Source organism: Microbacterium sp. 8M (genome assembly GCF_902506375.1).
GTDB lineage: Bacteria > Actinomycetota > Actinomycetes > Actinomycetales > Microbacteriaceae > Microbacterium.
Genome location: NZ_LR733284.1, coordinates 3,005,285 through 3,030,956 on the forward strand (window position 1 = coordinate 3,005,285; position 25,672 = coordinate 3,030,956).

24 protein-coding genes are annotated in these 25,672 nt (G+C 71.4%); 12 read left to right on the forward strand and 12 right to left on the reverse strand.

The features are described from left to right. Nucleotides 1–23 precede the first annotated feature (23 nt). On the reverse strand, nucleotides 24–1,748 hold the full coding sequence (gene poxB / locus AERO9AM_RS14240) for a ubiquinone-dependent pyruvate dehydrogenase (protein ID WP_159576735.1): 1,725 nt from the start codon (nucleotides 1,746–1,748) through the stop codon (nucleotides 24–26). Between the two features lie 80 nt (nucleotides 1,749–1,828). Next, nucleotides 1,829–2,452 carry an NAD(P)H-binding protein gene (locus AERO9AM_RS14245; RefSeq protein ID WP_159576736.1) on the reverse strand — a complete coding sequence of 208 codons (624 nt, stop codon included), beginning with the start codon at nucleotides 2,450–2,452 and terminating at the stop codon, nucleotides 1,829–1,831. A 57-nt stretch (nucleotides 2,453–2,509) separates the two neighbouring features. On the opposite strand from AERO9AM_RS14245, the gene AERO9AM_RS14250 reads away from it, so the two are divergent. After that, nucleotides 2,510–3,115 carry a TetR/AcrR family transcriptional regulator gene (locus AERO9AM_RS14250; RefSeq protein ID WP_159576737.1) on the forward strand — a complete coding sequence of 202 codons (606 nt, stop codon included), beginning with the start codon at nucleotides 2,510–2,512 and terminating at the stop codon, nucleotides 3,113–3,115. A gap of 68 nt (nucleotides 3,116–3,183) precedes the next feature. Here the strand turns inward: AERO9AM_RS14250 and AERO9AM_RS14255 are convergent, their stop codons facing one another. After that, complete coding sequence (locus AERO9AM_RS14255; protein WP_159576738.1) at nucleotides 3,184–4,041, reverse strand: LysR family transcriptional regulator; 858 nt, start codon at nucleotides 4,039–4,041, stop codon at nucleotides 3,184–3,186. A gap of 47 nt (nucleotides 4,042–4,088) precedes the next feature. Here AERO9AM_RS14255 and AERO9AM_RS14260 point away from each other — a divergent pair, with 47 nt between their 5' ends. The 3 genes from AERO9AM_RS14260 to AERO9AM_RS14270 all read left to right on the forward strand — a co-directional run bounded on the left by AERO9AM_RS14260 (nucleotide 4,089) and on the right by AERO9AM_RS14270 (nucleotide 5,904). Next, nucleotides 4,089–4,805 carry a LysE family translocator gene (locus tag AERO9AM_RS14260; RefSeq protein ID WP_159576739.1) on the forward strand — a complete coding sequence of 239 codons (717 nt, stop codon included), beginning with the start codon at nucleotides 4,089–4,091 and terminating at the stop codon, nucleotides 4,803–4,805. A gap of 71 nt (nucleotides 4,806–4,876) precedes the next feature. Next, nucleotides 4,877–5,440 carry a dihydrofolate reductase family protein gene (locus AERO9AM_RS14265; protein WP_159576740.1) on the forward strand — a complete coding sequence of 188 codons (564 nt, stop codon included), beginning with the start codon at nucleotides 4,877–4,879 and terminating at the stop codon, nucleotides 5,438–5,440. Beyond that, on the forward strand, nucleotides 5,440–5,904 hold the full coding sequence (locus tag AERO9AM_RS14270; RefSeq protein WP_159576741.1) for a VOC family protein: 465 nt from the start codon (nucleotides 5,440–5,442) through the stop codon (nucleotides 5,902–5,904). Before AERO9AM_RS14265 ends, AERO9AM_RS14270 begins: the two co-directional genes overlap by 1 nt. Nucleotides 5,905–6,011: 107 nt before the next feature. Here AERO9AM_RS14270 and AERO9AM_RS14275 read toward each other — a convergent pair whose 3' ends face one another. The 5 genes from AERO9AM_RS14275 to gabT all read right to left on the reverse strand — a co-directional run bounded on the left by AERO9AM_RS14275 (nucleotide 6,012) and on the right by gabT (nucleotide 12,735). Next, the gene (locus tag AERO9AM_RS14275; RefSeq protein WP_159576742.1) at nucleotides 6,012–7,373 is read right to left on the reverse strand and encodes an NAD-dependent succinate-semialdehyde dehydrogenase; all 1,362 of its coding nucleotides are present in this window, start codon (nucleotides 7,371–7,373) and stop codon (nucleotides 6,012–6,014) included. A gap of 64 nt (nucleotides 7,374–7,437) precedes the next feature. Then, nucleotides 7,438–8,901, reverse strand: coding sequence for an NAD-dependent succinate-semialdehyde dehydrogenase (locus AERO9AM_RS14280; protein ID WP_159576743.1), 1,464 nt, complete (start codon nucleotides 8,899–8,901; stop codon nucleotides 7,438–7,440). A 56-nt stretch (nucleotides 8,902–8,957) separates the two neighbouring features. Then, on the reverse strand, nucleotides 8,958–9,845 hold the full coding sequence (locus AERO9AM_RS14285; protein WP_159576744.1) for a universal stress protein: 888 nt from the start codon (nucleotides 9,843–9,845) through the stop codon (nucleotides 8,958–8,960). Then, nucleotides 9,845–11,251 (reverse strand): flavin monoamine oxidase family protein, encoded by a 1,407-nt coding sequence (locus AERO9AM_RS14290; RefSeq protein WP_159576745.1) that lies wholly within the window; start codon nucleotides 11,249–11,251, stop codon nucleotides 9,845–9,847. The genes AERO9AM_RS14285 and AERO9AM_RS14290 overlap by 1 nt, the downstream gene beginning before the upstream one ends. A 122-nt stretch (nucleotides 11,252–11,373) precedes the next feature. Next, on the reverse strand, nucleotides 11,374–12,735 hold the full coding sequence (gabT, locus tag AERO9AM_RS14295; protein ID WP_159576746.1) for a 4-aminobutyrate--2-oxoglutarate transaminase: 1,362 nt from the start codon (nucleotides 12,733–12,735) through the stop codon (nucleotides 11,374–11,376). 112 nt (nucleotides 12,736–12,847) lie between these two features. On the opposite strand from gabT, the gene AERO9AM_RS14300 reads away from it, so the two are divergent. Next, nucleotides 12,848–14,338, forward strand: coding sequence for a helix-turn-helix domain-containing protein (locus AERO9AM_RS14300; protein WP_159576747.1), 1,491 nt, complete (start codon nucleotides 12,848–12,850; stop codon nucleotides 14,336–14,338). 310 nt (nucleotides 14,339–14,648) lie between these two features. On the opposite strand, the gene AERO9AM_RS14305 is transcribed toward AERO9AM_RS14300, so the two are convergent. Next, entirely contained in the window at nucleotides 14,649–15,347 is a 699-nt protein-coding gene (locus AERO9AM_RS14305; protein WP_159576748.1) for an MBL fold metallo-hydrolase, read from the reverse strand. A 91-nt stretch (nucleotides 15,348–15,438) separates the two neighbouring features. Here AERO9AM_RS14305 and AERO9AM_RS14310 point away from each other — a divergent pair, with 91 nt between their 5' ends. Continuing rightward, nucleotides 15,439–16,020, forward strand: a complete 582-nt coding sequence (locus AERO9AM_RS14310) for a TetR/AcrR family transcriptional regulator (RefSeq protein ID WP_159576749.1) — start codon at nucleotides 15,439–15,441, stop codon at nucleotides 16,018–16,020. Between the two features lie 139 nt (nucleotides 16,021–16,159). After that, nucleotides 16,160–16,819, forward strand: coding sequence for an amino acid deaminase (locus AERO9AM_RS14315; RefSeq protein ID WP_159576750.1), 660 nt, complete (start codon nucleotides 16,160–16,162; stop codon nucleotides 16,817–16,819). 78 nt (nucleotides 16,820–16,897) lie between these two features. Here the strand turns inward: AERO9AM_RS14315 and AERO9AM_RS14320 are convergent, their stop codons facing one another. Then, nucleotides 16,898–18,349 (reverse strand): helix-turn-helix transcriptional regulator, encoded by a 1,452-nt coding sequence (locus AERO9AM_RS14320; protein WP_159576751.1) that lies wholly within the window; start codon nucleotides 18,347–18,349, stop codon nucleotides 16,898–16,900. Nucleotides 18,350–18,516: 167 nt separating this feature from the next. Between AERO9AM_RS14320 and aceB the strand changes: the two genes are divergently transcribed. The 4 genes from aceB (at nucleotide 18,517) to AERO9AM_RS14340 (ending at nucleotide 22,632) form a co-directional block, all read left to right on the forward strand. Beyond that, nucleotides 18,517–20,181 carry a malate synthase A gene (gene aceB, locus AERO9AM_RS14325; RefSeq protein ID WP_159576752.1) on the forward strand — a complete coding sequence of 555 codons (1,665 nt, stop codon included), beginning with the start codon at nucleotides 18,517–18,519 and terminating at the stop codon, nucleotides 20,179–20,181. Nucleotides 20,182–20,319: 138 nt separating this feature from the next. Further along, a complete protein-coding gene (gene rraA / locus AERO9AM_RS14330) occupies nucleotides 20,320–20,784 on the forward strand; it encodes a ribonuclease E activity regulator RraA (protein ID WP_159576753.1) in 465 nt (154 codons plus the stop codon). Nucleotides 20,785–20,864: 80 nt separating this feature from the next. After that, nucleotides 20,865–21,314, forward strand: coding sequence for a hypothetical protein (locus AERO9AM_RS14335; protein ID WP_159576754.1), 450 nt, complete (start codon nucleotides 20,865–20,867; stop codon nucleotides 21,312–21,314). Nucleotides 21,315–21,429: 115 nt separating this feature from the next. Next, a complete protein-coding gene (locus AERO9AM_RS14340; RefSeq protein WP_159576755.1) occupies nucleotides 21,430–22,632 on the forward strand; it encodes a pyridoxal phosphate-dependent aminotransferase in 1,203 nt (400 codons plus the stop codon). Between the two features lie 123 nt (nucleotides 22,633–22,755). On the opposite strand, the gene AERO9AM_RS14345 is transcribed toward AERO9AM_RS14340, so the two are convergent. After that, the gene (locus tag AERO9AM_RS14345) at nucleotides 22,756–23,154 is read right to left on the reverse strand and encodes a VOC family protein (RefSeq protein WP_159576756.1); all 399 of its coding nucleotides are present in this window, start codon (nucleotides 23,152–23,154) and stop codon (nucleotides 22,756–22,758) included. A gap of 161 nt (nucleotides 23,155–23,315) precedes the next feature. On the opposite strand from AERO9AM_RS14345, the gene adhP reads away from it, so the two are divergent. Continuing rightward, nucleotides 23,316–24,386 carry an alcohol dehydrogenase AdhP gene (gene adhP / locus AERO9AM_RS14350; protein ID WP_236602629.1) on the forward strand — a complete coding sequence of 357 codons (1,071 nt, stop codon included), beginning with the start codon at nucleotides 23,316–23,318 and terminating at the stop codon, nucleotides 24,384–24,386. A gap of 149 nt (nucleotides 24,387–24,535) precedes the next feature. Here adhP and AERO9AM_RS14355 read toward each other — a convergent pair whose 3' ends face one another. Beyond that, complete coding sequence (locus AERO9AM_RS14355; RefSeq protein WP_159576757.1) at nucleotides 24,536–25,672, reverse strand: UDP-N-acetylmuramate dehydrogenase; 1,137 nt, start codon at nucleotides 25,670–25,672, stop codon at nucleotides 24,536–24,538.

Below are 25,672 nucleotides of genomic sequence, written 5' to 3' on the forward strand. Positions count from 1 at the left end.
CGGGCGGGCCGGGACGGAGTCGCTCAGAACAGCTGACGCCAGTTCGCCTTCGCGAGATCGAGCAGCTCGTCGCCGCGTCCGGAGAGCACCGTGCGGATCGCGTAGAGGGCGAAGCCCTTGACCTGCTCGGCGGTCACCGCCGGCGGCATCGACAGCTCCTGCCGCTCGGTGACCACGTCGAGCAGTGCGGGGCCGTCGTGCGCGAGCACCTCGGCGAGCGCGTCGGGGAGATCCTCGCTGCGCTCCACCCGTCGGCCGAAGATCCCCATCGCCTCGGCGACGGCGGCGAAGTCGGGGTTGATGAGATCTGTCCCGTAGTTCACGAACCCGGCGGCCTTCATCTCCAGCTCCACGAAGTTCAGCGAGGAGTTGTTCACCACGATCGTCTTCACCGGCAGCCGGTTCTGCGTGAGCGAGACCAGCTCGCCGAGCATCATGGTGAGCCCGCCGTCGCCGGCCAGCGCGACGACCTGGCGCCCGGGCCCCGACGCCTGAGCGCCGATGGCGTGCAGCAGGGCGTTCGCCATGGAGCCGTGGTTGAAGGATCCGATGAGGCGCCGCTTCCCGTTCATGTGCAGGTAGCGCGCGGCCCACACCGTCGGCGATCCCACGTCGGCGGTGAAGACCGCGTCGTCGGCGGCGGCCTCGTCCAGCAGCCGCGCCAGGTACTGCGGGTGGATGGGCGCCTTCCCGCGCGAGGGCACCGCGAGCTCGTCGAGCTTCGCGCGGGTCTTCCGGTAGTGCGCGGTGGCGTCGTCGAGATGCGCGCGCCGACGGTCGCCCTTGAGGCGCGGCAGCAGCGCTGCGGCGGTCGCGCCGACGTCGCCGACGAGGCCGAGATCGACCGGGTGCCGGCGGCCGAGGTGCTCTCCGCGGATGTCGACCTGGATCGTTGTCGCCTTCGCCGGATAGAACTGCGGGTAGGGGAAGTCGGATCCCAGGATCAGCAGCGCATCGGCCGCCTCCATGGCGCGGTAGCCCGAGGCGAAGCCGAGCAGGCCGGTCATGCCGACGTCGAAGGGGTTGTCGTACTCCACGAACTCCTTGCCGCGCAGCGCGTGCACGACCGGTGCCGCGAGGCGGTCGGCGAGCGCGACGAGTTCGTCATGGGCGGCCTCCGCGCCCGCCCCGGCGAGGATCGTCACCTTCGAGGCGGCGTTCAGCAGCGTCGCCGCGCGCTCCAGCTCCTCCGGCGCGGGAGTGACGATCGGGCGGCTGCGCTCGATCACCGTCACGCGCTCGTCCACCGCGTCTGCGAGGGCGATGTCGCCGGGGATCACGAGCACCGCCACGCCGCGCCGGGCGATCGCCTGCCGCATCGCGACCTCGAGCAGCCGCGGCATCTGCACCGGATCCGAGACGTACTCGACGTACACGCTGCACTCGCGGAACAGCTCCTGCGGGTGGGTCTCCTGGAAGTACTGGGTGCCGATCTCGCTGGTGGGGATGTGCGCGGCGATCGCGAGCACGGGCACGCGCGACCGGTTCGCGTCGTAGAGGCCGTTGATGAGGTGCAGGTTGCCCGGGCCGCAGGATCCGGCGACGACCGCGAGGTCGCCGGTGAGAGCCGCCTCCGCCGCAGCCGCGAAGGCCGCCGTCTCCTCGTGGCGCACGTGCACCCATCGGATGCTGCCGTCCTTGCGCAGCGCGTCGGTGAAGCCGTTCAGGGAGTCCCCGGGGATCCCGTATACGCGCTTCACCCCGTTCGCGTGGAGAGTGGAGACGATGTTCTCGGCGACGGTGGTCATGGCGGCCTCTCGTGAAAGCGATCCGGACCCTTCGAGGCTACGCTCGCAGGCACCGCCGAGGGCCGGACGCCGTGATGAAGCTACTCCGTGATGTAGACGGCCCGGCGGATCCAGTCCTCTCGTGCGAGAGAGTCGACGGCCGCCCGGCCGACGGTGTCGAAGCGGGTGCTGTAGTGCCAGCGGACCGTGCGATCGACGCCCACCCGGTAGTCCGCAGCGCCCGTGCCGGGGATGAGCCGGGAAGGGCGAAGGCTCGTCCATTCCGTGGCGCTGGCGGCGAGCGCCGCGTCCATGGCGCGCGTGTCGGTGTTGTTCGCCTTGAGGACGCGCTCGAGGATCGGCTTCGCGACGAACCGGGACAGCGGGTCGTCGCCCGCGACGTAGGCTCCCGCCGCGGAGACCGCGACCACACGGGATACGCCGGCGGCGCCCATCGCCGCGAGGAGGGCCGCGATGCCCTCCTGGAGCACCACGACGTCGCCGTCTGTGCGGACGTGCCCGATCGCGGAGATCACCGCATCGGCGCCGCGCAGCGCCGTGGTGAGCGCGGCGACGTCCCGCGCATCTGCGGTGGCGACGATCGTCCCCTCCGGCGCGGAGGCGGGCCTGCGCACGACCGAGACGACCTCATGGCCTGCGGCGAGGGCGTGGCCGGCCGCCGCTCCGCCCGATCGACCGGACGCTCCGATGACGACGACACGCATGCGCTTCTCCCTCTCGACAATGGGGTGAGTGAATACTCACTCACTATACTCGAAACCATGCCTCCCGCCACCCCCCACACCTCGTCCCGCGATCGGATCCTCGATGCCGCGCTCCTCGTGATGCGCGAACGCGGACTGGCGAGCACCACGACGAAGCTCATCGCCGCGCAGGCAGGACTGTCGGAGGCGATGCTGTACAAGCACTTCGCCGACAAGCAGCAGCTGTTCCTCAGCGTGCTGCAGGAGCGGATCCCCCGCGCGTCGTTCGATCCCCCTCCGGCAGGATCCGGCGACCTCGCGGCCGGGCTGACCGTGCTGGTCGCCGACCTCATGGGGTTCTTCACGCGCACCTTCCCGATCGCGGCGTCGATCTTCGGCGCGCCGACGCTGCTCGCCGAGCACCGCGAGGGCGTCGCCACGCACGACGGCGGCCCCGGGACGGTGATCGAGAGCGTGCAGGCGCGACTCATCGCGGAACAGGACGCCGGGCGGATCCGGCCGGATGCCGACACAGGCTCCGCCGCACGAGTGCTGGTGGGCGCGGCCTTCCACCAAGGCTTCCTGGCGGCGTTCGAAGGCCTCGATGCGGTCCCGGACGCCGAGCGCATCGCGGCCGGGATCGTCGGCGTGATGCTCCCCGCACTGGCCCCCGTGCCGCGGTGAGCCGGCTCCGTGCGCAGGGCGACCCCTGAGGCTCGCGCCTCACACGTGCTCCCCGGTCACGGTGCCGTTCACAAGCCGCGGGCGAGGGCGGCACGAAGGGCGGCGATCGGCGGCGGGTCGGGCGGCTCCCCGTACGTCGCGAGGAAGATGTGCCGTTCGGCGCCGGGAAGCTCGGTGGCGACGATGTCGGGATGGCGATGGGCCGCGAGTGCGAGCCCGGGGATCGTGGCCGCCCCCATCCCCGCGGCGACGAGCGCCTGTATCGCGACCATGTCGTCGGTCGAGTAGCGGATCCGCGGCGCGAAGCCCTCGCTCTCGCACAGTTCGACGAGGTGCTGCGTGCACCGCTCGCAGCCGCCGACCCAGGTCTCGTCCGCGAGCGCACGTATGCTCCCGACCGGATCCCGGGTGAGCACGTAAGTGGGATCGTCCCGCAGATGCTGCAGCCGGATCGGTCCCTCCTCGCGCTCGTCGTCGTAGCGGAAGACGACGGCCGCGTCGACCGCACCCCTGCGCAGCATCTCCAGCGCCTCCGGCGGGTGCGTGTCCACGATCTCGAGCTGCAGACCGGGGTGCTCCCGGCTGAGCCGGGCCGCTACCGGCGGCAGGAGCGCGACCACGGCCGTCGAGTACGCGGCGATGCGCAACCGGCCCGCGCCGAGGCTCACGTAGCTGGCGAGCTCGGCGCCGGCCGCGTCCAGGCGGCCCAGGATCTCCGCCGCACGCTCCGCCAGGACCCGGCCCGCCTCCGTCAGGCGGACACCCCGTCCGACGCGCTGGAGCAGCTGGGCGCCGCTCTCGCGCTCCAGCCGCGCGATGTGGTGGCTCACCGACGGCTGCGAATAGTTGAGCTCGCGCGCGGCGGCCGTCACGGATCCCGTCCGCGCGATCGCCTCCAGGACGCGCATCCTCGTCACATCCAGCATTCATCGATGCTATCTATCGGTTGGCCAGAAGAAAGGCATTGGACGTCATGACCGACGCAGGGCAGGCTGACGTCATGGACACCGTTTCGACCTCCGCCGCCATCCTGGGGGCGGTCTCGGCATACGCCATCGCCGCGGGACTGCTGACCGTGCTGCCCGGTCCCGATACGGCGATCGTGCTGGCGACGGCCATCGACCGGGGGCGCCGGGATGCCGTGGGCGCCGCCTTCGGCGTGGCGGTCGCACTGCTGGTCTGGGCCGCGGCGGCGAGCGCCGGGGTGGCCGCACTGCTCCGCGCCTCCGCCGAGCTCTTCACGGTCTTCCGCATCGTCTGCATCGCGTATCTGGTGTGGCTGGCGATCCGCGCTCTTCGCGGCGCCCTCCGGCAGCACCGCGCCGCGCCCGCGTCACCCGGCGTCGACCGCCCTGACGCCGGCGAGACCGTCCCCGCCGCCCATGCGCCGCGTCGGAAGGGCGGCGGATTCCGCCGGGCGCTCGTGACCGGGCTGCTGAACCCGAAGCTCGGCGTCTTCTTCGTCGTCTTCCTGCCCCAGTTCGTGCCGAGGAACGTGCCGACCGTGCCCATGACCATGCTGCTGGGAGCGGTGCAGGCCGCCGAGGCGCTGGTCTGGTACCTGCTCGTCGGCGCGATCGCGACGGCCGCCAGCCGTCTGCTCAGCAGGCGCAGCGTGCGCCGCGCCATCGAGGGCGCGACGGGCGCCGTCTTCCTCTTCTTCGCCGGTCGCCTGGCGCTCGACGCCTGACGGAACCCCGGCGGATCCGTCCACCACCTCACGACCGCCGGGAGACCGGCCCTCAATCGAAAGGAACGCACATGCGCAAGCTCATCGCTCAGCAATGGGTCACCCTCGACGACATCGTCGCGGAGGAGGACGGCGGGCTCGGCTTCGTGACCCCCCTGCCGTTCGACGACGCGCACCCGACCCCCTTCCAGGACCGGATCATGGCGATGATCGACTCCGTCGACACCCTGATCCTCGGTGCCGACACCTACCGGCAGTCCACCGGCTGGGCGGACGCGACCGACCAGGGCGAGTACGGGCGGAAGCTGAACGAGCTCACCAAGTACGTCGCCTCCACCACGCTGGACGAAGCGCCCTGGGGAGCCTTTCCCGCTGCCACCGTCACCGCCGACCCCCTCGCGACCGTGAGGGAGCTGAAGGACCAGGACGGCAAGAACCTCTGGCTGTGGGGCAGCCTGACGCTGATGCAGTCGCTGTTCGAGGCCGGGCTGATCGACGAGGTGCTCCTGCTCGTGTGCCCCACGACGCGCGGTCGCGGACGCCGCTTCTTCCAGGACCGGCGCGACCTGGTCCTGCGCGAGGCGACCGGGTTCGACCACGGCGTGGTGCTGCTGCGTTACGAGGTGAAGAACTGATGAAGATCACCATGGACAACGTCGGCATCGCGGTCGACGACATCGAGGCCGCGATCGCCTTCTTCACCGATCTCGGTCTCACCGTGCTCGGCCGCGACACCGTCAGCGGCGAATGGGCCGACATCGCCGTCGACCTCGACGGCGACCACGCCAAGATCGCCGTGCTGCAGACGCCGGACGGCAGCGGCCGGATCGAGTTCTTCGAGTACATCCACCCCGACGCGATTGCCCGAGAGCCCATCCGGCCGAACGAGATCGGGATGCACCGGATCGCCTTCACGGTCGACGATCTGGACGAAGCGCTCGCCATCGCGGCCCGGCACGGCTGCCATCCCCTCCGCGGCGTCGCGACCTACGCCGACGTGTACAAGCTCACTTACCTGCGCGGACCGAGCGGGATCCTCCTGATGCTCGCGCAGCCGCTCCGTCCGTCGGCCCCGTCCGGGGAGACGGACGAGCACTGAGCGCGACGCGACCGGTTGCACGACGAAGGGGCGGGCGCCGCAGGTTGTGCGACGCCCGCCCCTTCTCGTCCCGCTGAGTGCGGCGGGACGAAACCCGGTGGCCGGGCTCAGGCCACGCGGATGAGCTTCTTGTTCACGAACTCGTCGGCGGCGAGCAGGCCCAGCTCACGCGAGGTGCCACTGCGCTTCACCCCGCCGAACGGCAGCTCGGGGCTGTCGGCGAGCACGACGTTGACGTAGACCATGCCCGCGTCGATCGCATCCGCCACGCGCTGGGCCTGCTCCTCGTCGGTGGTGAAGACGTAGGAGCCCAGACCGAACGACGTGTCGTTCGCGAGGGCGACCGCGGCGGCCTCGTCGGCGACGCGGTAGACCACGGCGGCCGGGCCGAACAGCTCCTCGCGGTACACGTCCATCTCGGGCGTGACGTCGGCGAGCAGCGTCGGGGCGTAGAACGCGCCGTCACGGGTGCCGCCGGTGAGCAGCTTCGCACCCTGCGCGACGGCGGTGTCGACCTGCTTCTGCAGGTTGATGGCGGCCTGCTCGGAGACGAGCGGGCCCAGCACCGTCTCCTCCTGGGTCGGGTCGGACGGCTTCACCGCGGAGAGGGCCGCGACGGCCTTCTCCACGAACGCGTCGTAGAGCTCGTCCACGACGATGAAGCGCTTGGCGCCGTTGCAGGCCTGGCCGTTGTTGTCCAGGCGTGCGTCCACGGCTGCCTGGACGGTGGCGTCCAGGTCGTCGGTGGAGAGCAGGATGAACGGGTCGGATCCGCCGAGCTCGAGAGCGACCTTCTTCAGGTTGCGGCCGGCGATCTCGGCGACGGCCGCGCCGGCGCGCTCCGAGCCGGTCACGGACACGCCCTGCACGCGCGGGTCGGCGATGATCGTCGCGGCCTGCTCGTTCGTGGCGTACACGTTCACGTAGCCGCCGTCGGGCAGGCCGGCGTCGCGGTAGATCTCCTCCAGGAGCGCCGCGGACTCCGGGCACTGCGGCGCGTGCTTGAGGATGATCGTGTTGCCGAGCACGAGGTTCGGCCCCGCGAAGCGCGCCACCTGGTAGGCCGGGAAGTTCCACGGCATGATGCCGAGGAGCACGCCCAGCGGCGCCCGGCGGATGACCGCGGTGCCCTCGCCGAGGATGTCGATGGGCTGATCGGCCGTGATCTTCTCCGCGTTGTCGGCGTAGAACTCGATGATGTCGGCCGAGAAGTCGACCTCGCCGAGAGCGGCCGCAAGGGGCTTGCCCATCTCGCGGACGATGATCGCGGCGAACTCGTCGCGACGGGCGCGGTGCCCCTCGGCGATCTTGCGGACGACCGCGGCGCGCTCGGCGACGGGCGTGCGACCCCAGACCGCGGCAGCGGCGTGGGCGCGCGCGACGGCGTCGTCGATCTGCGCATCCGTGAAGGTCTCGTAGGTGGCCACGGTCTCCCCCGTGGCCGGGTTGACGACGGCGTAGTCGCTCATTCCGGTTCCTTTCGTTGGTTCGATGCGACCGGCCCCCGCAGCGCGTGCGGGGGCCGGTCGAGGCTCAGTCGACGGGGATCAGCGTGTACTTGGTGGAGAGGTACTCGTGGATGCCCTCGAAGCCGCCCTCTCGGCCGACGCCGGACTGCTTGACGCCGCCGAAGGGCGCTGCCGCATTGGACACGACGCCCACGTTCAGACCCATCATGCCCGTCTCGAGCGCATCGATCATCCGGTGACCGCGCGCCAGGTCCTGCGTGAAGACGTAGGACACCAGGCCGTACTCGGTGTCGTTCGCGAGACGCACGGCCTCCGCCTCGTCCGCGAAGGTGGCGATCGCGAGCACCGGGCCGAAGATCTCCTCGCGGAGGATGTCGCTGCCGGCCTGCACGTTCGCGAGCACGGTGGGCTCGTAGAAGGATCCCACGCCCTCGATGGCCTTGCCGCCGGAGAGCAGCGTCGCACCGCGCTCCACGGCGTCGCCGACGAGCTCCGCGGCCTTGGCGACGGCGTCCTCGTCGATCAGCGGGCCGATCGTGACGCCTTCCTCGGTGCCGCGGCCGATCTTCATCGCGTTCACGCGTTCGGTGATGCGGCGGGCGAACTCGTCGGCGACGTCCTGGTGCACGATGAAGCGGTTCGCCGCGGTGCACGCCTGACCGATGTTGCGGAACTTCGCCGCCAGCGCGCCCTCGACGGCCTTGTCCAGGTCCGCGTCCTCGAACACCACGAACGGGGCGTTCCCGCCGAGCTCCATGGAGACGCGCAGCACGCCCTCGGCCGCCTGTGCGATGAGCTTGCGGCCGACCTCGGTGGAACCGGTGAAGGAGAGCTTGCGCAGACGCGGGTCGGCGATGATGGGGGCCGACAGCGCCGACGAGCGCGAGGTCTGCACGACGTTCACGACGCCGGCCGGGAGCCCTGCCTCCTCGAGCAGCTTCACGAAGTAGATCGTGGTGAGCGGCGTCAGTGCCGGCGGCTTGATGACCACGGTGCAGCCGGCGGCGAGCGCGGGCGCGATCTTGCGCGTCGCCATCGCGAAGGGGAAGTTCCACGGCGTGACGAAGAACGACGGGCCGACCGGGCGCTGCGAGACGACCATGCGACCGGTGCCCTCGGGGTTCAGGCCGTAGCGGCCGGAGATGCGCACGGCCTCCTCGCTGAACCAGCGCAGGAACTCGCCGCCGTAGACGACCTCGCCACGGGCCTCGGCCAGCGGCTTGCCCATCTCGACGGTCATGAGCAGCGCCAGGTCCTCCTTGTGCGCCTGCACGAGGTCGAACGCGCGGCGGAGGATGTCGCTGCGGGTGCGCGGCGGGGTCGCGGCCCAGGCGTCCTGTGCGGCGACGGCCGCGTCGAGCGCGCGGATGCCGTCGGCCGGGGAGGCGTCGGCGATCGTGCGCACGATCTCGTTCGTGGCGGGGTCGCGCACGTCGAAGGTCTTGTCGCCCTCGGCGGCGACCCACTCGCCCGCGATGTAGAGCCCGGTGGGGACGCTCTCCAGCAGGGTCTTCTCCAGATCGGTCATGCGATCCTCCTTGTCAGATGCTTCGATTCTCTTGCAATCGGGTGGTGCGGGTCCGGTCAGGACCCAGAGTCTGCGCTGTCGTCCAGGCGTGTGCGCGGTACGACGATCATGGGCACGGGGATGACGTCGAGCATCTTCGCCGCGGTCGAGCCGAGGAACAGCCGCCGCGGCTGTGCGAGCCGACTGGAGCCGACCAGGATCAGCTCCCCCGGCAGCCACGCCAGCCGCGCCACGGCCTCCTCGACCGTGTCACCGGGCGCGCGTTCGAGCTCGGCGCGCACGCCCTTCGGCAGCTCCATCTCCGCGCGGGCCAGCACGTCGTCGCCGTGCGCGGCGCTGACCAGGCGGATGGCCTGGGCGTCGAACCCGCGCGGCACGTCGAAGGCCACGAGCGAGATCAGCCGCAGGGTGGCCCCGGTCGCGGCGGACAGCGCCACCGCAGCCTCGAGCAGAGCGTCGGCGCCGGGACGATTGCCGATCGCGGCGGTGATCCGCGGGATCGGCGCCTGCACGTCGACGCTGTGCGCGAACCCGGCGGGCGCCAGCGCCACCGGGATCGGCGAGGAGTGCAGCAGCGCCTGCGCAACGCTGCCCATCCGGTGCAGGCCGATCGTGGCGCCGTTGGCCGCGCCGACCACGATCAGCGCCGCGTCGAGCTCTTCGCCTGCGAGCACGAGCCCCTCCGCGAAGGAATCGTGCACGCGCACGTGCGCCGTGTGGCCGATCCCAGCGGGGATCATCGCCTCCGCGTCGTCGAGCCACTGCCGCGCCTGCCCCGCGATCGGGCTCTCCTGCGCTGCACCGGCCGATGCATCGCCGTGGCCGGGCAGGACCAGGAGCACGTGCAGGTGCCGCCGCGTGGCGCGGGCGAGCCTCACGCCCAGCGCCAGCGCGTCGGAACCGGTCTCCGTCGCCGTGTAGCCGACGACGATGGAGGTGGTCATCAGCCCTCGGCCGCCAGCGCGAGCTCGGCCGCGTCGTCGGCGGCCGCGTCACCGCGGTCCGCCTCGAGGATCTGCCCGGCGGCGAGGCGGCCCATGCGGATCGCGCCATCGACGTGCTGGTAGCCGGCGCCGGCCAGGTCGGAGCAGGCGAAGTGGATCGGGCCCACGGGCGTGCGCAGGTCCTTGCCGTAGCGGTGCAGACCGCCCATGTCGAAGCTCGCCGCGTAGGCGCCGCGGGTCCACTCCTCCGAGCCCCAGTCGCTTTCGTAGTAGACGACCGGATTCTTCGCCTCGGGACCGTAGTAATGCGACAGCGACTCGAGGATCCGCTCCTTGCGCTCCTCCGCGCTCAGCTCGAACACGCCGTCGGCGTTCTGGTCGCTGACGAAGCCGACCAGGGTGCCGCGCTCGTCGCCGTGGTTGGTGTTGTCGTACGCCTCGTGCGAGAGCTCGTAGGGACTGAACGCGGTGCCGGACAGGCCCTGCTCGCGCCAGAACGGGCGGTCGTAGACGGCGTGCACCTTGATCACGAAGCCCATCGACAGATGCTGGTGCATCTGGTGCTGACGGCGCGGCAGCGGCGGCACGAACGAGATCCGGTTGTAGAGCACCGGAGCGTGCGCGAGGATCGCGTAGCGGGCGCGCACGGTGAGGGAGTCGGTGGTGGCGGTGACGCCGGTCTCGTCCCACTCGAGGGTGCGCACGGGCTGGTTCAGCAGCACGTCGTCGCCGAGGCGCTCCGCGAGCAGCAGCGGCACCTGCTGCAGACCGCCGACGACGCGCTTGTCCAGGATGAAGTCGGCGTCGACGAGGTGCGAGTAGGAGCCGGCCGAGGCCGCCATGAGCAGCGACTGCAGCAGCGAGAACGCGTGCGTCGGCTTGGTGAGCATCGCGGATCCGGTCGCGAAGGCGAGGTTGCGCACGGCCTCGTCGTCGTCGGTCTGCTGGCGCAGCCAGGCGTCCCAGGTGATCGAGTCCCACTCGGCGGCCTTCGGGTGCGCGTACGGCCGGTCGGGGTCGATCTCGGCGACCATCGCGTCGAGGCGCTCGGTGATCTCCGCGATGACCTTCTCGGTCTCGGGCGAGACGGGGAACATCTCCCCCGTGAAGCGGTGCAGCACGCCGTCGGGTCCGACGTAGACGCTGTCGCCCTCGCGGTATCGGCTGAAGGTCTCGAGTCCGAGCTCTTCGATCGTCTCGATCAGCGCGTCCTGGTCGGGCGAGACCCACTGGCCGCCGATCTCGAGCATGGCGCCGTCGATGACGTCGGTCCAGAGCCGGCCACCGACCCGGTCGCGGGCTTCCAGCACCACGACCGACAGACCCGCCTTGCGCAGTTCGTTCGCGGCGGTGGTGCCTGCGGCGCCCGCTCCCACGATGAGCACGTCACGGGTGATATCGGCCAATTTCGACTCCTTCATCGGTCTCGCACCGTCCGGTGCGCTGTGCAGGTCTCCCTGCGGTTGTCATCCAGGAAAGTTGCCGGGCGCGATCCAGCATCCCCCGATCCCGATCGCGCCCGGACGTCTCAGTGAGCCGCGAGCGCGGCGGCGACGATGTCCAGACCCTCGTTGAGGAGGTCGTCGCCGATCGTCAGCGGCGGGAGGAAGCGGATCACGTTGCCGAACGTGCCGCAGGTCAGGACGATGACGCCCTGGGCGATGGCGGCCTTGGCCACCGCGCAGGTGAGCGCGGCGTCCGGGGCGCCGGTCGTCGGATCCACGAACTCCGCGGCGATCATGGCGCCGTGTCCGCGGATGTCGCCCAGGCGCGGGTCGGCCGCCTGGATCTCGGCGAGACGACCCTTGAGCAGGGTCCCGATCTCCGCCGCGCGCTCGACGAGGCCGTCGTTCTCGTAGGCGTCGATCGCGGCGAGCGCCGCGGCGCAGGCGACGGGGTTGCCGCCGTACGTCCCGCCGAGGCCGCCGGTGTGCGACGCGTCCATGATCTCGGCGCGGCCGGTGACCGCCGCGAGCGGCATGCCGCCGGCGATGCCCTTGGCGGTGGTGATCAGGTCGGGCTCGATGCCGAAGATCTCGCTCGCGAACATCGCGCCGGTGCGGCCGAAGCCGGTCTGCACCTCGTCGGCGATGAAGACGACGCCGTTCGCGCGGCACCAGTCGAGGATCGCGGGCAGGTAGCCGTCGGCCGGGACGATGAAGCCGCCCTCGCCCTGGATCGGCTCGATGATGACGGCGGCCAGGTTGTCGGCGCCGATCTGCTTCTCCAGCTGCAGGATCGTGCGAGCCGCGGCGTCGGCGCCGGACAGGCCGTCGCGGAACGGGTAGGAGGCCTGGGCGCGGTACACCTCGGGGGCGAACGGGCCGAAGCCGCTCTTGTAGGGCATGGCCTTGGCGGTGAGCGCCATGGTGAGGTTGGTGCGGCCGTGGTAGCCGTGGTCGAAGGCCACGACGGCCTGGCGGCCGGTGTGCTTGCGCGCGATCTTGATCGCGTTCTCCACGGCCTCGGCACCGGAGTTGAACAGCGCGCTCTTCTTGGCGAAGTCGCCCGGGGTGAGGCGGTTCAGGGCCTCGGCGACCTCCACGTACGACTCGTACGGCGAGACCATGAAGCAGGTGTGCGTGAACTGCGCGGCCTGGGCGGCGATGGCGGCCGCGACCTTCGGGTGCGCATTGCCGACCGTGGTCACGGCGATGCCGGATCCGAGGTCGATGAGCGAGTTGCCGTCCGCGTCGACGACGACACCGCCGCCTGCGGCGACGGCCGCGACGGGGACCGTGTGCCCGACGCCGGCAGCGACCGCGTCGGCCTTGCGGGCGAGGATCTCCGCCGAGCGGGGACCGGGGAGCTCGGTGACGAGGCGGCGCTCCTGGGGAAGGGAGGGTCCGCCGAGGGGAAGCGTGTCTGCCTGTGCGTCGATGGTGCTCATGGCCACGAGACTACGGACGTCATGCGCCCGAGGCATTCGCCAGTGCGTACAATCTGGGTGACGAATTCGCCGGCACGTCCACGCCTGCGTCGACGAGGAAGGCACGCCGCCGATGGAACTGGAGCCCACCCTGCGCACCCTGCTGGGGCGGCGCGACCTGCACCTGCGCCTGGTCGGCGACGAGTCGGCACTGCCGGCCGGATCCCTCGATCACCCGCTGCGCTGGGTGCACAACTCCGACCTCACCGACCCCACGCCGTTCCTCACCGACGACCTGGCGCTGCTCACGACCGGCACGCAGTTCGCCGACGACGATGCCGCCGGCGTGCGCGCCTACGTGCAGCGACTCGTCGATCGCGGCGTGGTCGGCCTCGGCTTCGGCACCGAGGTGCACCGCAGCGGCATCCCCGCCGACCTCGCCGACGCCTGCGCGGCCGCGAGCCTGCCGCTGTTCGAGGTGCCCTACGGCACGCCGTTCCTCGCGGTCGCCCGGGCGCATGCCGAGGCGATCGCCGCCCAGACGTACGCGCGGCGCACCTGGGCGCTGGAGACGCAGCGCGCTCTGTCGGTGGCAGCGCTGCGCCCCCGCGGCCTGGAGTCGACTCTCACCGAGCTCTCCCGCCGGCTGGGATGCTGGGTGGGCATGTACGACGCGGCGGGGCAGCTCGTGCACGAGCACCCCGCCGGAGGATCCTCCCCCGCGGTCGACGAGGCGGCGGCGGAGCTGCTCGCCCGCGGCGGATCCGCGAACCGCGTGGTGGAGTCCGGCGATGCCGCGCACACGCTGCTGACCGTGGGCCGCGCCGGCCACCTCCGCGGCGTGGTGTCGATCGCCACCGGCACTCTGGATCCGGAGACCCGCGGCGTGGTGACGTCGGTCATCGCGATGGCGGGGCTGTCGCTGGAGCAGAGCGAGCAGCTCGCCCGCAGCCGTCGCCGGCTGCACCGCCAGCTGCTGGCGTCGCTGCTCACCGACGACCCCACGCTCGCGCGCCGGGTGCTGGGTTCGCTCCCGCCGGCGCCCATCGTCGTCGCCGTCGCGGCGGGCGAGCGTCAGGGGACGGTCGTGGAGTGGTGGGAGCGCCAGACCGCCGAGGTGCCCGCCGCCTTCCTCGCGGAGTCGGACGACGGGCTCGTGGTGTGCCTCGCGGCCGCCGACGCCGGCGTGCTGGACGAGGTCGTCACGCGCACCGGCGTGCGCATCGGCGTGTCGGCGCCCGAGGAGTACGCCGGGTTCTCGCGCGCGCACGCACAGGCGCTCACCGCCCTGCGCCGTGCCGGCGAGGGCGTCGCGCGCTACGCCGACTCCGCCGAGGACAGCGTGCTCGCCGCGTTCGCGACAGACGAGGCGCGGCTCATCGCGGAGTCCAGGCTGGCGCCGCTGCGGCAGCACGACGCGCAGGAGCGCACCGAGCTCGAGCGATCGCTGCGGGTGTGGCTCGAGCACGACACACGACTGGAGCCCGCCGCGGCCGCGCTCGGCGTGCACCGGCACACCCTGCGGACGCGGATCGCGCAGGCGGCGACGATCCTGGATGCGGATCTGGCGTCGTTCCCTGCGCGTGCCGAGCTCTGGGCGACGCTGCGCACCGCCGGAGACTGACCCCGGATCCGGTCCGCCGTCGTTTCCGACGCCTTCTCGTTGGAGCCCCGTCTCGTCCGGACACCCCCGTTTCCGACGCCCACTTCTCGTTCAGGTCGCAATATCGGCGCCAAAAAACCCCGGGAAGCGCCGAAACTGCGACCCGAACCGGGACGAACGGGCCGCCACGGGTGGCAAGGATCCCCGCGAGCGACGCCGACATCCCGGCCCGCCGTCGACGCTCAGGTCGCAAAAACGGCGCCAAAACAGGCCGGGAACCACCGAAACTGCGACCTGAACGGGTGACGGCTGACACCCGCGGCCGAAGCTTTCAGCGCTTGAGCACCGCGAGCATGTCGGCGGCGGTGCCGTGGAAGATCGGGCCGTGGCCGACCACGATCGTGCGCTCGGGCAGGTCGCGCAGACGCTCGAGGCTGCCCGGAGTGACCTCGGGATCGTCGCTGAACGGGCCAACCTGCACGTCCGACGAGCCGTTGAGCACGTGCCGCGTGGTGATCGCGTCGCCCACGAAGATCGCGTCGACGGCGGGCACGCGGATCGCCACGGATCCGGCCGAGTGCCCGGGCAGGCCGATGATCTCGGGCGCTCCAGGCAGGTCGAGCACGTCGCCGTCCCGCACGGTGCGCACCGCGCCGAGGTGCTTCGGGCGCAGACCGCCGCGGCGCAGGGCGGCGGCGAAGAACTGCAGCGTGGGACCCAGGCGCATCGCGCCGCCGGATGCGGACGGCGTCTTCTCCCCTTGCGCGCGGCCCGCGTCGGCCTCGTGCACGTAGGTCGGCACGCCGTGCGCGGTGCGCAGCCACTCGGCGACGCCGATGTGATCGCTGTCGCCGTGCGTCAGCACGACGCCGCGGATGTCGGAGACGCTGCGGCCGGCGGCGGCGAGGGCCTGCTGCAGGATCCGTCGGTCGCCCGGGAGCCCTGCATCGATGAGCGTGACGCCCTCGTCCGTGACGACGGCGTGCATGGCGACGATGTCGTCGCCGATCCGGAGGAGTTCTGCGTTCATGATGGCTACGCTACATAGCTATCATGGCTACTGTCAATAGCCTTATGATGAAGGATCCCGATCCGACGGGGTCGTCGCAGAGGAGGAACCGATGCCGGCACCGCAGCGCGTCACCCGCGCCGCCCTGACCGCCGCCGCCCGCGCGATCGCCGAGAGTGACGGCGTCGACGCGGTCACGATCAGCGCCGTCGCCGCAGCCGTCGGCGTCCGCCCGCCCAGCCTCTACAAGCACGTCGCGCACCGCCACGACCTGCTGAGCCTCATCGCCGACGACGCGGCGCGCGAGCTCGACGAGGACATCGCGGCGCTGACCGGATCCGCCGACCCGGCCGCCGATCCCGCCGCGGCACTCGTCGCGATCGCCCGGGCCTTCCGCGCATTCAGCGCGCGCTCCCCGCGCTCGGCATCGCTGCTGTTCGCCGGGGCCGCCCTGAGCGCGCAGCCGCAGTCCGACGGGATGGCCGCGCTCACGTCGACGCTCCTGGAGGCGGTGCGCACCGCCGCACCCGGCGATCCGCTCCCCGCCGCCCGCACGCTGACCGCCTGGGCGCACGGCTTCTGCACCATGGAGCAGTCGGGGGCCTTCCAGCTCGGCGGCGATGTGGACGAGGCGTTCGAATTCGGCCTCGCCGCGCTCGTGCGAGCGATCACCGGCAGTTCGGCGCAGGGCTGACCGGGCGCCACCGCTGTCTCCGAGACGGGCGGGCGGCGCAGGGTGTCGCGACGGCGCCCGCACAGCCTCCCCGCGGCTGCGGCGGATCCGGTGTCGTGGCTCCTGACTCCGAGGCCGGCACGCGGCGTAGGGTGGCGTCATGGCACGGATCGAGGATCTGGATCGCGTGGCTGCGGCCGCGGCGAACGGCACCCCGGACGCCGCCGCGACGCAGCTGGCCGCGCTCGACGAGCTCGTCGCGGCCGTCGACGCGGACCGCGCTGCGGGGACATTCGCGCGCTGGGGCCGCGCCGTGGCGCGCGACGCACGCACGGGCGCGGAGCTGCTGCCCCGCCCGCTGTTCGAGGCGCTGCACGATCGCGCCGGGCTCGACGCGGCATGGCCCGTCGGCAACGCCGGACTGCTGCAGACCTACGGGTCGCTGCTGTCGCCGGATGCGCCGGCGGAGCACGGGCGCGAGCGCTGGTTCGGAGGAGCGCTGGCCACGGCCCTCGGCCTCGACCCCGGCGCCTTCGCACCGTGGGCGGGCGAGCGCACGCTGCTCAGCCGCGCCACGGAGGCCGCCACCGTGCTGCTCGCCTCGGGCGGGGAGTTCTCCTGGTACGCGCTCGTCGACGGCCGGGCCACCCGAGCCGTGCTCACCCACGAGCACGGCGGATCGCGCGCCCTGGCCTACGCCGTGGCGCCGGAGCCGGGAACCCGGCCGCTCCTGGTCGCGCTGCTCCCCGTGACGCAGGCGGAGCCCGTGCGCCGCGAGCTCGACGAGGCGTCCGCGCGCCTGCGCTGGGGCGCTGCCTGAGCGGGCACGCGGCCGAGATCCCGAAGAACCGATCGGCGCGGCGGCCCGCACCGACGCACGGGGTTGCGCGGTCTCGGCTCAGGCCGGGGCGTGCGCCTCGAGGAACTCGTAGACGTCGGTCGTGTCGACACCCGGGAACGCGCCCGTCGGCAGGGTCGCGAGCAGGGTGCGCGGGGTGCGCACGTTCGGCCACGCCTGGTCCCTCCAGCGCGCCTCGAGCTCGGCGGGCGCACGCCGGCAGCACACCTCGACCGAGTGCTTGGAGACGCCGCGGTTGGGGGTGTCCCGCCCGATGAACCACTTGGTGTCATCGAAGCGCACCCCCACGCTCACCGAGTGCAGGCCCTCGCTGGAGGGCTCGACCCGGGCGGTGCACCAGTACGTGCCGTTGCCCGTGTCGGTGTACTGGTAGTACGGGTTGAACCGGTCCTCGACGTCGAAGACGACCCGGCTGGTCCACTTGCGGCAGCACATCTGCCCCTCGATGGATCCGAGCCGGTCGGTCGGGAAGTTCACGTCGTCGTTCTCGTACGCCTTGGTGATGGTGCCCGACTCGTGCACCTTGAGGAAGTGCACCGGGATGTCGAGGTGCCGGGTGGCGAGGTTCGTGAACCGGTGCGCGGCGGTCTCGTACGACACCGAGTACGCGTCACGCAGGTCCTCGATCGAGATCGCGCGGCGCTGCTTCGCGTCCTTGAGCACGGGGACGAGGTGCTCCTCCGGCATGAGCAGCGCGCCGGTGAGGTAGTTGGTCTCGACGCGCTGGCGCAGGAACTCGGCATAGCTGCGCGGCTCGGAATGCCCGAGGATCCGGCTCGACAGCGCCTGCAGCACCGCGGTGCGCGCGTCGCCCTTGCCGGGGACCCGACTGGACAGGTAGAGCCGTCCGTGTGCGAGATCCGCGACGCTGCGCGTGGACTGCGGCAGGTCGGGCGCGTAATGCAGCGTGAAGCCGAGATGCGCGGCGATGTCGCTCGCGGTGCGCTGCGTGAGAGGTCCGCCCGGGTGGCGCACCGCGGCGAGGATCTCCGCAGCCTTCTGCTCGAGATCCGCGAAGTGGTTGTCCTGGTTGCGCATGAGGTGGCGCAGCTCGAGGTTCGCCCGGCGGGCCTCCTCGGGCGTTGCGGAGCGCTCATCGCGCAGCCGCTCGATCTCGCCGTGCAGCGCGAGCAGCGCGCGAAGCGCCTCGTCGGGCACGGTCTTCGCGATGCGGAACGGCGCGATGCCGAGGGCCTGGAACGTCTGCCCCTTCATCGCGCGTTCGACGGCGATCTCCATGCCGCTGCGCTCGTCCAGCGGAGTCTCGGCGAGGATCTGGTCGATCGTCGTGTCCAGGGCGCGGGCGATGGCCTGCAGCTGCGTGAGCTTGGGCTCGCGCTTGCCCGTCTCGATCATCGACACCTGGCTGGGTGCGCGGTCGATCTCGGTCGCGAGCTGCTCGAGCGTCATCCCCCGGGCGGTGCGGAGCTGCCGGATGCGCCGTCCGATGGTGAGGGCGTCGACCTCTTCTGCCGAGTCTGCGGTGACCATGCGCCCGATTCTGTCATGAAAACAGAAATCTCATCAAACTTCTCTCCGAAATTGGTCAAGCATGGCGGTGAACTTCACCCAGAGTGGTCTCACACCACCAGCCGCTTCGCCGGTCCCGGAGCTCGCCGAAGGGCCGTGCCGACCGACATCTCACGGAGGAGAAGATCATGACCATTCCCACTGCGTCGCCGACCGCCCCGATCCGGATCGTCGGCACCGTCGCCCCCGCCGAGGGGCCCTCGATGCGCATCACGGGCCCGATGCACGAACGCTACGCGGAGATCCTCACCCCCGCAGCGGTCGCGTTCCTCACCGAGCTGCACCACCGCTTCGCCGGCCGCCGGCACGACCGCCTCGCCGACCGCATGCGTCGCCGCTTCGAGATCGGCAACGGCCACGACCCTCGGTTCCGCGACGACACCCGGCACATCCGCGAGGACGCCGACTGGCGGGTGGCGGGTGTCGGCCCGGGCCTCGAGGACCGTCGGGTCGAGATCACCGGCCCGACGGATCCGAAGATGACCATCAACGCCCTGAACTCGGGCGCGAAGGTCTGGCTGGCCGACCAGGAGGACGCGACGAGCCCCACCTGGCGCAACGTCATCGGGGGCCAGCTGTCGCTGCGCGACGCGATCCGCGGTCGCCTGACCTACACGAGCGAGGACGGCAGGGAGTACCGCGTCACCGCCGAGCGGACCCCGACGATCGTGATGCGCCCCCGCGGCTGGCACCTGGTCGAGAAGCATCTCGAGTTCACCGACCGCACCGGCCGTCGCATGGACGCCTCGGGATCCCTGGTCGACTTCGGCCTCTACTTCTTCCACAACGCCCAGGCGCTCATCGAGGGCGGCCGGGGCCCGTACTTCTACCTCGCCAAGATCGAGTCCAGCGAGGAGGCGAAACTCTGGAACGACGTGTTCACGTTCAGCGAGGAGTACTTCGGGATCCCCCGCGGCACGATCCGAGCGACGGTGCTCATCGAGACGCTGCCCGCGGCGTTCGAGATGGAGGAGATCCTGTTCGAGCTGCGCGAGCACTGCGCGGGCCTGAACGCCGGCCGCTGGGACTACATCTTCTCGATCATCAAGAACTACCGCGGTCGCGGCGCCCGCTTCGTGCTGCCGGACCGCAGCGAGGTCACGATGACCGTGCCGTTCATGCGCGCCTACACCGAGCTGCTCGTGAAGACCTGCCACAAGCGGGGCGCCTTCGCGATCGGCGGGATGAGCGCATTCATCCCCAACCGCCGTGACCCCGAGGTAACGGCGCGGGCGATCGAGAAGGTCGCCGCCGACAAGAAGCGCGAGGCCGGCGACGGCTTCGACGGCACCTGGGTGGCGCACCCCGACCTGATCCCCACCGCCCGCGCGGAGTTCGACGCGGTGCTGGGTGACCGCCCCAACCAGCTCGACCGGCAGCGGGATGACGTGCAGGTGCGCGCCGAGGACCTGCTCGACGTGCGCATCGGCCGGCCCATCACGGCCGAGGGCGTGCGGGACAACGTCTCCGTGGCCATCCGCTACATCGAGGCGTGGCTGCGCGGGATCGGCGCCGTGGCGATCGACAACCTCATGGAGGACGCGGCGACCGCCGAGATCAGCCGCTCGCAGGTCTGGCAGTGGATCCATCAGGGCCAGTCCACTCAGGACGGCACGCTGATCACCGCCGAGTACGTCGAGGGGCTGATCAGCACCCTGCTCGCGGAGATCCCGCGCACCGAGGGCGACCGCTTCGACGACGCGGCCGCTGTGTTCCGCGAGGTGGCGCTGCGACCGGAGTTCCCGGCGTTCCTGACCCTCGGCGCGTACGCCGAGCACCTCGTCGAGGACTGACGGTTCACGGCGACCGAGCCGCCCTTCGTCTCGTCGCTTCGCTCCTCGCTCAGGGACCGGTCCATGGATCGGCCCTGAGCGAGCGAAGCAAGACGAACGGCGCTCAACGACCACGAGGGCTGTGAAAGGATCCCTGCCATGACCTCCACCGCTGACCTCTACGACGAGCACGGAGACGCGCTGCAGTCGCTCGCCCTGCAGCTGCGCGACTTCGGCGGGCGCATCGCGTTCGAAGGACCCGTCCGGACCGTGCGCTGCTTCCAGGACAACCAGCTGGTGAAGGAGCTGCTCGCCACGGACGGCGAGGGCTCGGTGCTCGTGATCGACGGGTCGGGTTCCCTCGGCACGGCGCTGATGGGCGACATGATCGCGGAGAGCGCGGTCGCCCACGGCTGGGCCGGCGTGGTCATCCACGGCGCGATCCGCGACAGCGCGGCGATCGGGCACCTCCCGATCGGCGTGAAGGCACTCGGCACGAACCCGCGCAAGAGCGGCAAGACCGGATCCGGCGAGGTCGACGTCGTGCTGCGCTTCGGCGATGTCGAGTTCCGTCCGGGCGCCCGGCTGTACGCCGACGAGGACGGGGTGCTCGTCGAGCGCTGAACAGCCGGGCTTCGCCGGCCGCGCGCCGGTTGCCCGCCGTGCCCGGCCCGACCCGTCGTCGCCGCGCCTACGCTGGAGCCATGACCAGCCCAGCCCCGCGGCGCGCCCTGCTCGAGAGCATCGTCGACGAGTTCCTGCACGACTACCCCCGGGGCGCGCGCCTGCTCGCCGTCGCGAGCCCGGACACCGGCCGCTCCGCGGACTGGGCCGGGAGCCTGCGCACGGTGCTCGAGGAGCGGGGCATCGACGCCACGACCGTCGCGCAGGACGACCGCGCCGAGACGGACCTGCGCACCGAGGTCGTGGCGCCGTTCCGTGCGCAGCAAGCCGACGCCGTGCTGATCGTGTCCGGAGCGACGAGTCTGCTCGCCGAGCGCACCCGCGGGCTGTGGCACTACTCCGTGTGGCTGATCGAGGGCGACGAGGTGCCGCACACCGCGGCGACCGCGCTCATCGACGTCACGGATCCCGACGCTCCCGCTCGGCGCCTCGCCGACTACTGCGCGGTGCCGCCCTCGTTCCTCACCTGAACCGGGACAGGGGTGACCGGACCGGTCCCATTCTGTTCGCCGCGACGGACAAGTCGAGAGGCTCTTTGTACGTCATGGCCATTTCACGCCGGAGGCTCCCGAGTACGCTGGGTGCGTGACCGAACGCGCGCCTCTCTCCCGCAAACTCTCCGCCATCGCCGAGTCCGCCACGTTGAAGGTGGACGCCAAGGCCAAGGCCCTCAAGGCCGAGGGCAAGCCCGTCGTCTCGTACGCCGCGGGCGAGCCCGATTTCGCCACGCCGCAGTTCATCGTGGACGCGGCGGCCGAGGCTCTGGCGAACCCGGCGAACTACCGCTACACGCCGGCCGCGGGTCTTCCCGAGCTCCGTGAGGCGATCGCCGCGAAGACCCTGCGCGACTCGGGCCTCGAGGTGTCGCCGAGCCAGGTCATCGTCACCAACGGCGGCAAGCAGTCGGTCTACCAGGCGTTCCAGGCCGTGGTGAACCCGGGTGACGAGGTGCTGCTCCCCGCGCCGTACTGGACCACGTATCCCGAAGCCATCCGCCTCGCCGACGGCGTTCCCGTCGAGGTCTTCGCCGGCGCCGACCAGGACTACAAGGTCACCGTCGACCAGCTCGAGGCAGCACGCACCGACCGCACCACCGTGCTCGTGTTCGTCTCGCCGTCGAACCCGACCGGATCCGTCTACTCCGCCGAGGAGACCAAGTCGATCGCCGCCTGGGCGCTCGAGCACGGGATCTGGATCATCTCGGACGAGATCTACCAGAACCTCACCTACGAGGGCGTCAAGGCGACCTCCGTCGTGGAGGCGCTGCCCGAGGTCGCCGGCCAGACGATCCTGGTCAACGGCGTCGCGAAGACCTACGCGATGACCGGCTGGCGGGTGGGCTGGATGGTGGGCCCGGCCGACGCGATCAAGATCGCCGGCAACCTGCAGTCGCACCTCACCAGCAACGTGAACAACGTCGCCCAGCGCGCTGCGATCGCCGCCCTGAACGGTCCGCAGACCGAGGCCGAGCAGATGCGCGAGGCGTTCGACCGCCGCCGCCGGCTGATCGTGTCGGAGCTGTCGAAGATCGACGGCCTCGTCGTGCCGAACCCGACCGGCGCCTTCTACGTCTACCCCGACGTGCAGGGCCTGCTCGGCCGCACCTGGGGCGGCGTGACCCCGACGACGTCGCTCGAGCTCGCCGACCTCATCCTCGACCAGGCCGAGGTCGCCGTCGTGCCGGGCGAGGCGTTCGGCCCGTCGGGCTACATCCGCATGTCGTACGCGCTCGGCGACGACCAGCTCCTCGAGGGCGTGCAGCGGCTGCAGCGGCTGTTCGCCTCCTGACGCGCGCGGGGGCGGGCGCTCACGAACGCCCCCCTCGAGCATCTTCGCCCCCTCTGAGCAGCGCTTCTCAGAGGGGGCGAAGGCGTTCAGAGGGGGCGAACACGCAAGCGACCGACGGCGCTCTCAGTCCTCGTAGCCGATGAGCCAGCGCACGCCGAAGCGGTCGACGAGCGTGCCGTCGTGCGCGCCCCACGGCCGCTGCTGCAGCGGATCGATCACCCGGCCGCCGTCGGCGAGCTGTGCGAACCATCGCGTGAGCGTCTCGGGATCCGCCGTGCCGAGCAGGGAGAAGAACATCCCGTTCATGTGCACTGCGTCCTCGTCCGGCGCCGCGTCGGCGGCGGCGAGCGCGACCGGTCCGCCGGTGAGCATGCCGTGCGCGATGGCGTCGCCCGGGCCGTCGGCGCGACCGAACTCCGCGTACGTGTGCAGCACCGCCTCGCCTCCGAAGATCGCCTGGTAGAACGGCAGCGCATCGGCCGCGGTCCCGGGGAACAGAAGGTAGGGCACGAGTCCGGTCATGCTGCGAGCGTACGCCCGACGCGGACTTCAGCCGATGCAGGATGACCCCGGGGCGTGCAACCCGACGCAACCGTGCGCAAGGTTCTGCCACACAGCGTCGCCTAGCTTCGACCGAGGGCGGCGAGATACCCGCCTTGCACTCACACAAGGAAGTGATGTCGATGACGACTGTGACTGAATCCTCTGTTTCCACCGCACGCGGCGCCGTTCCCACGGGATCGATGCGAGCCGCCGTGGTGACCGCGTCCGATCGCCCGCTGCTGGTCACGGATGTTCCGATCCCCACGCCCGGCGCCCATCAGGCCCTGGTCAAGGTGATCACGAGCGGCGTGTGCCACACCGATCTGCACGCGGCGCGCGGCGATTGGCCGGTCGCCCCCAAGTCCGAGCTGATCCCGGGGCACGAGGGCTTTGGAAAGGTCGTGGCCGTGGGTGCCGATGTCGCGACCCTGGCCGTCGGTGACACCGTCGGCAATGCGTGGCTGTGGAGCGCATGCGGCGTCTGCGAGTACTGCCGCACCGGGTGGGAGACGCTCTGCCCCGAGCAGCAGAACGGCGGCTACTCCGTCGACGGCAGCTTCGCGGAGTACATGCTCGTGGATGAGCGCTTCGCCGCCCGGATCCCCGACGGCGTCGACCCGGTCGAGGTCGCACCCATCCTGTGCGCCGGGGTGACCGTGTACAAGGGTCTGAAGATGACCGAGGTCAAGCCCGGCGAGTGGGTCGTCATCTCCGGCATCGGCGGCCTCGGCCACATCGCCGTGCAGTATGCCCGGGCCATGGGCATGCGCGTCGCGGCGGTCGACGTGGACGACGACAAGCTTGCCCTGGCACGCAGGCACGGCGCCGAGGTCACCGTGAACGCCGCGCACGAGGAACCCGGCGAGGCGATCCAGTCCGCGATCGGCGGCGCGCACGGGGTGCTCGTCACTGCAGTGCACCCGAAGGCGTTCGGTCAGGCGCTTGCCGTCACGCGACGCGGGGCCACGATCGTGTTCAACGGGCTGCCCCCGGGCGATTTCCCGGCCAACATCTTCGACATCGTGCTGCGCGCCATCACCATCCGCGGCTCGATCGTGGGCACTCGGCAGGACATGATCGAGGCGCTCGACTTCTACGCGCGCGGCGAGATCCACCCGACCACGACCGTCGAGCCGCTCGACAACATCAACAGCATCTTCGAGCGCATGGAGAAGGGGCAGATCGACGGTCGCATCGTCATGAAGTACTGACCCGCGACCGACGGATCCGATTCCCGAGGGCCTCCCCGAGGCGCAGGCTTCCGCGATGCGGTGCGCGCCCCGGGGAGGCCATCGCGGTGGCGAGCGAAGAGCACGACACCCACGACGGCGAATCCCGCGTGCGTCGCGGGTGCGACAGGTCAGAGCTCGACGTCGACGAGCACGGGCTCGGGCTGCAGCACGAGCCCGAACTCGGAGTGCACCCGGCTCTGGATGAACCGGGCGAGCTCGGCGATCTCCCCCGCCGTCGCCCCGCCGCGGTTCGTGAGCGCGAGCGCGTGCTTCGTGGAGACGCCCGCGCGCGATCGCGGGAGCCGGAATCCCTTGCGGATCCCCGCGTGCTCGATGAGCCAGGCGGCGCTGACCTTCACGTCGCTCGGCGGCGCCTCCGGCTTCGGCACCAGCCCGTAGTAGGAGTCCAGCGGGATCACCGTGACCGTGTCGAGATCCGGCGTGACCGGCCAGCGCGGGCACTCCGGCGGCAGCGTGCGCGCCACGGACTCCGGGACGATCGCGTTCTGGAAGAAGGATCCGGCGCCGTGCGTGTCCGGATCCGCGGGATCGAACAGCATGCCTTTGGCGGCGCGGGTGGCGAGGATCCGCTCGCGCACCCAGGCCAGCGGCACCGGGTCGTCGGTGGTGAGCCCGAGCGCGCGCCGCAGCTGCTCGCCGCGCACCACGCGTCCGGCGTCGCCGGTGACCGCGAGATCGAGGGTGACCGACAGGATCACCGCGCGCCGCTCGGGAACGGACCCGTAGTGGTGCTTGAGCACCGAGGTGCGAAAGCCCAGGCCGAGTTCGGCCGCGGGCGTGGTGACGACCTCGCCGGTGTGCTCGTCGAGCAGCTCCACCTCGACGAGGGTCTCCTGGATCTCCTGCCCGTACGCGCCGACGTTCTGCACGGGGGCGGCGCCGACGGTGCCGGGGATCCCCGACATCGCCTCGATGCCGGCGTAGCCGCGCTCGACCGCGTAGGCGACGAGGGCATCCCAGTCGTGACCGGCCTGGGCGCGGAGTCCGATCCGGCCCGGATGCGGGGACGGCAGCTCCTCGATGCCGCTGGTGCGGATGCGGATCACGGTGCCGTCGAACGGCGTGTCGCCGGCGAACAGGTTGGATCCCCCGCCCAGCACGAACCACGCGTCGCCGCTCGCCCAGACATCCTGCAGCACCGCGACGAGCTCCTCCGTCGTCTCGGCGTCGATCATGCGTGCGGGCGCCGCGCCGGTCTGCAGCGTGGTCAGCTCGGCGAGGCGGATCGGCGGGATCTCCGTCAT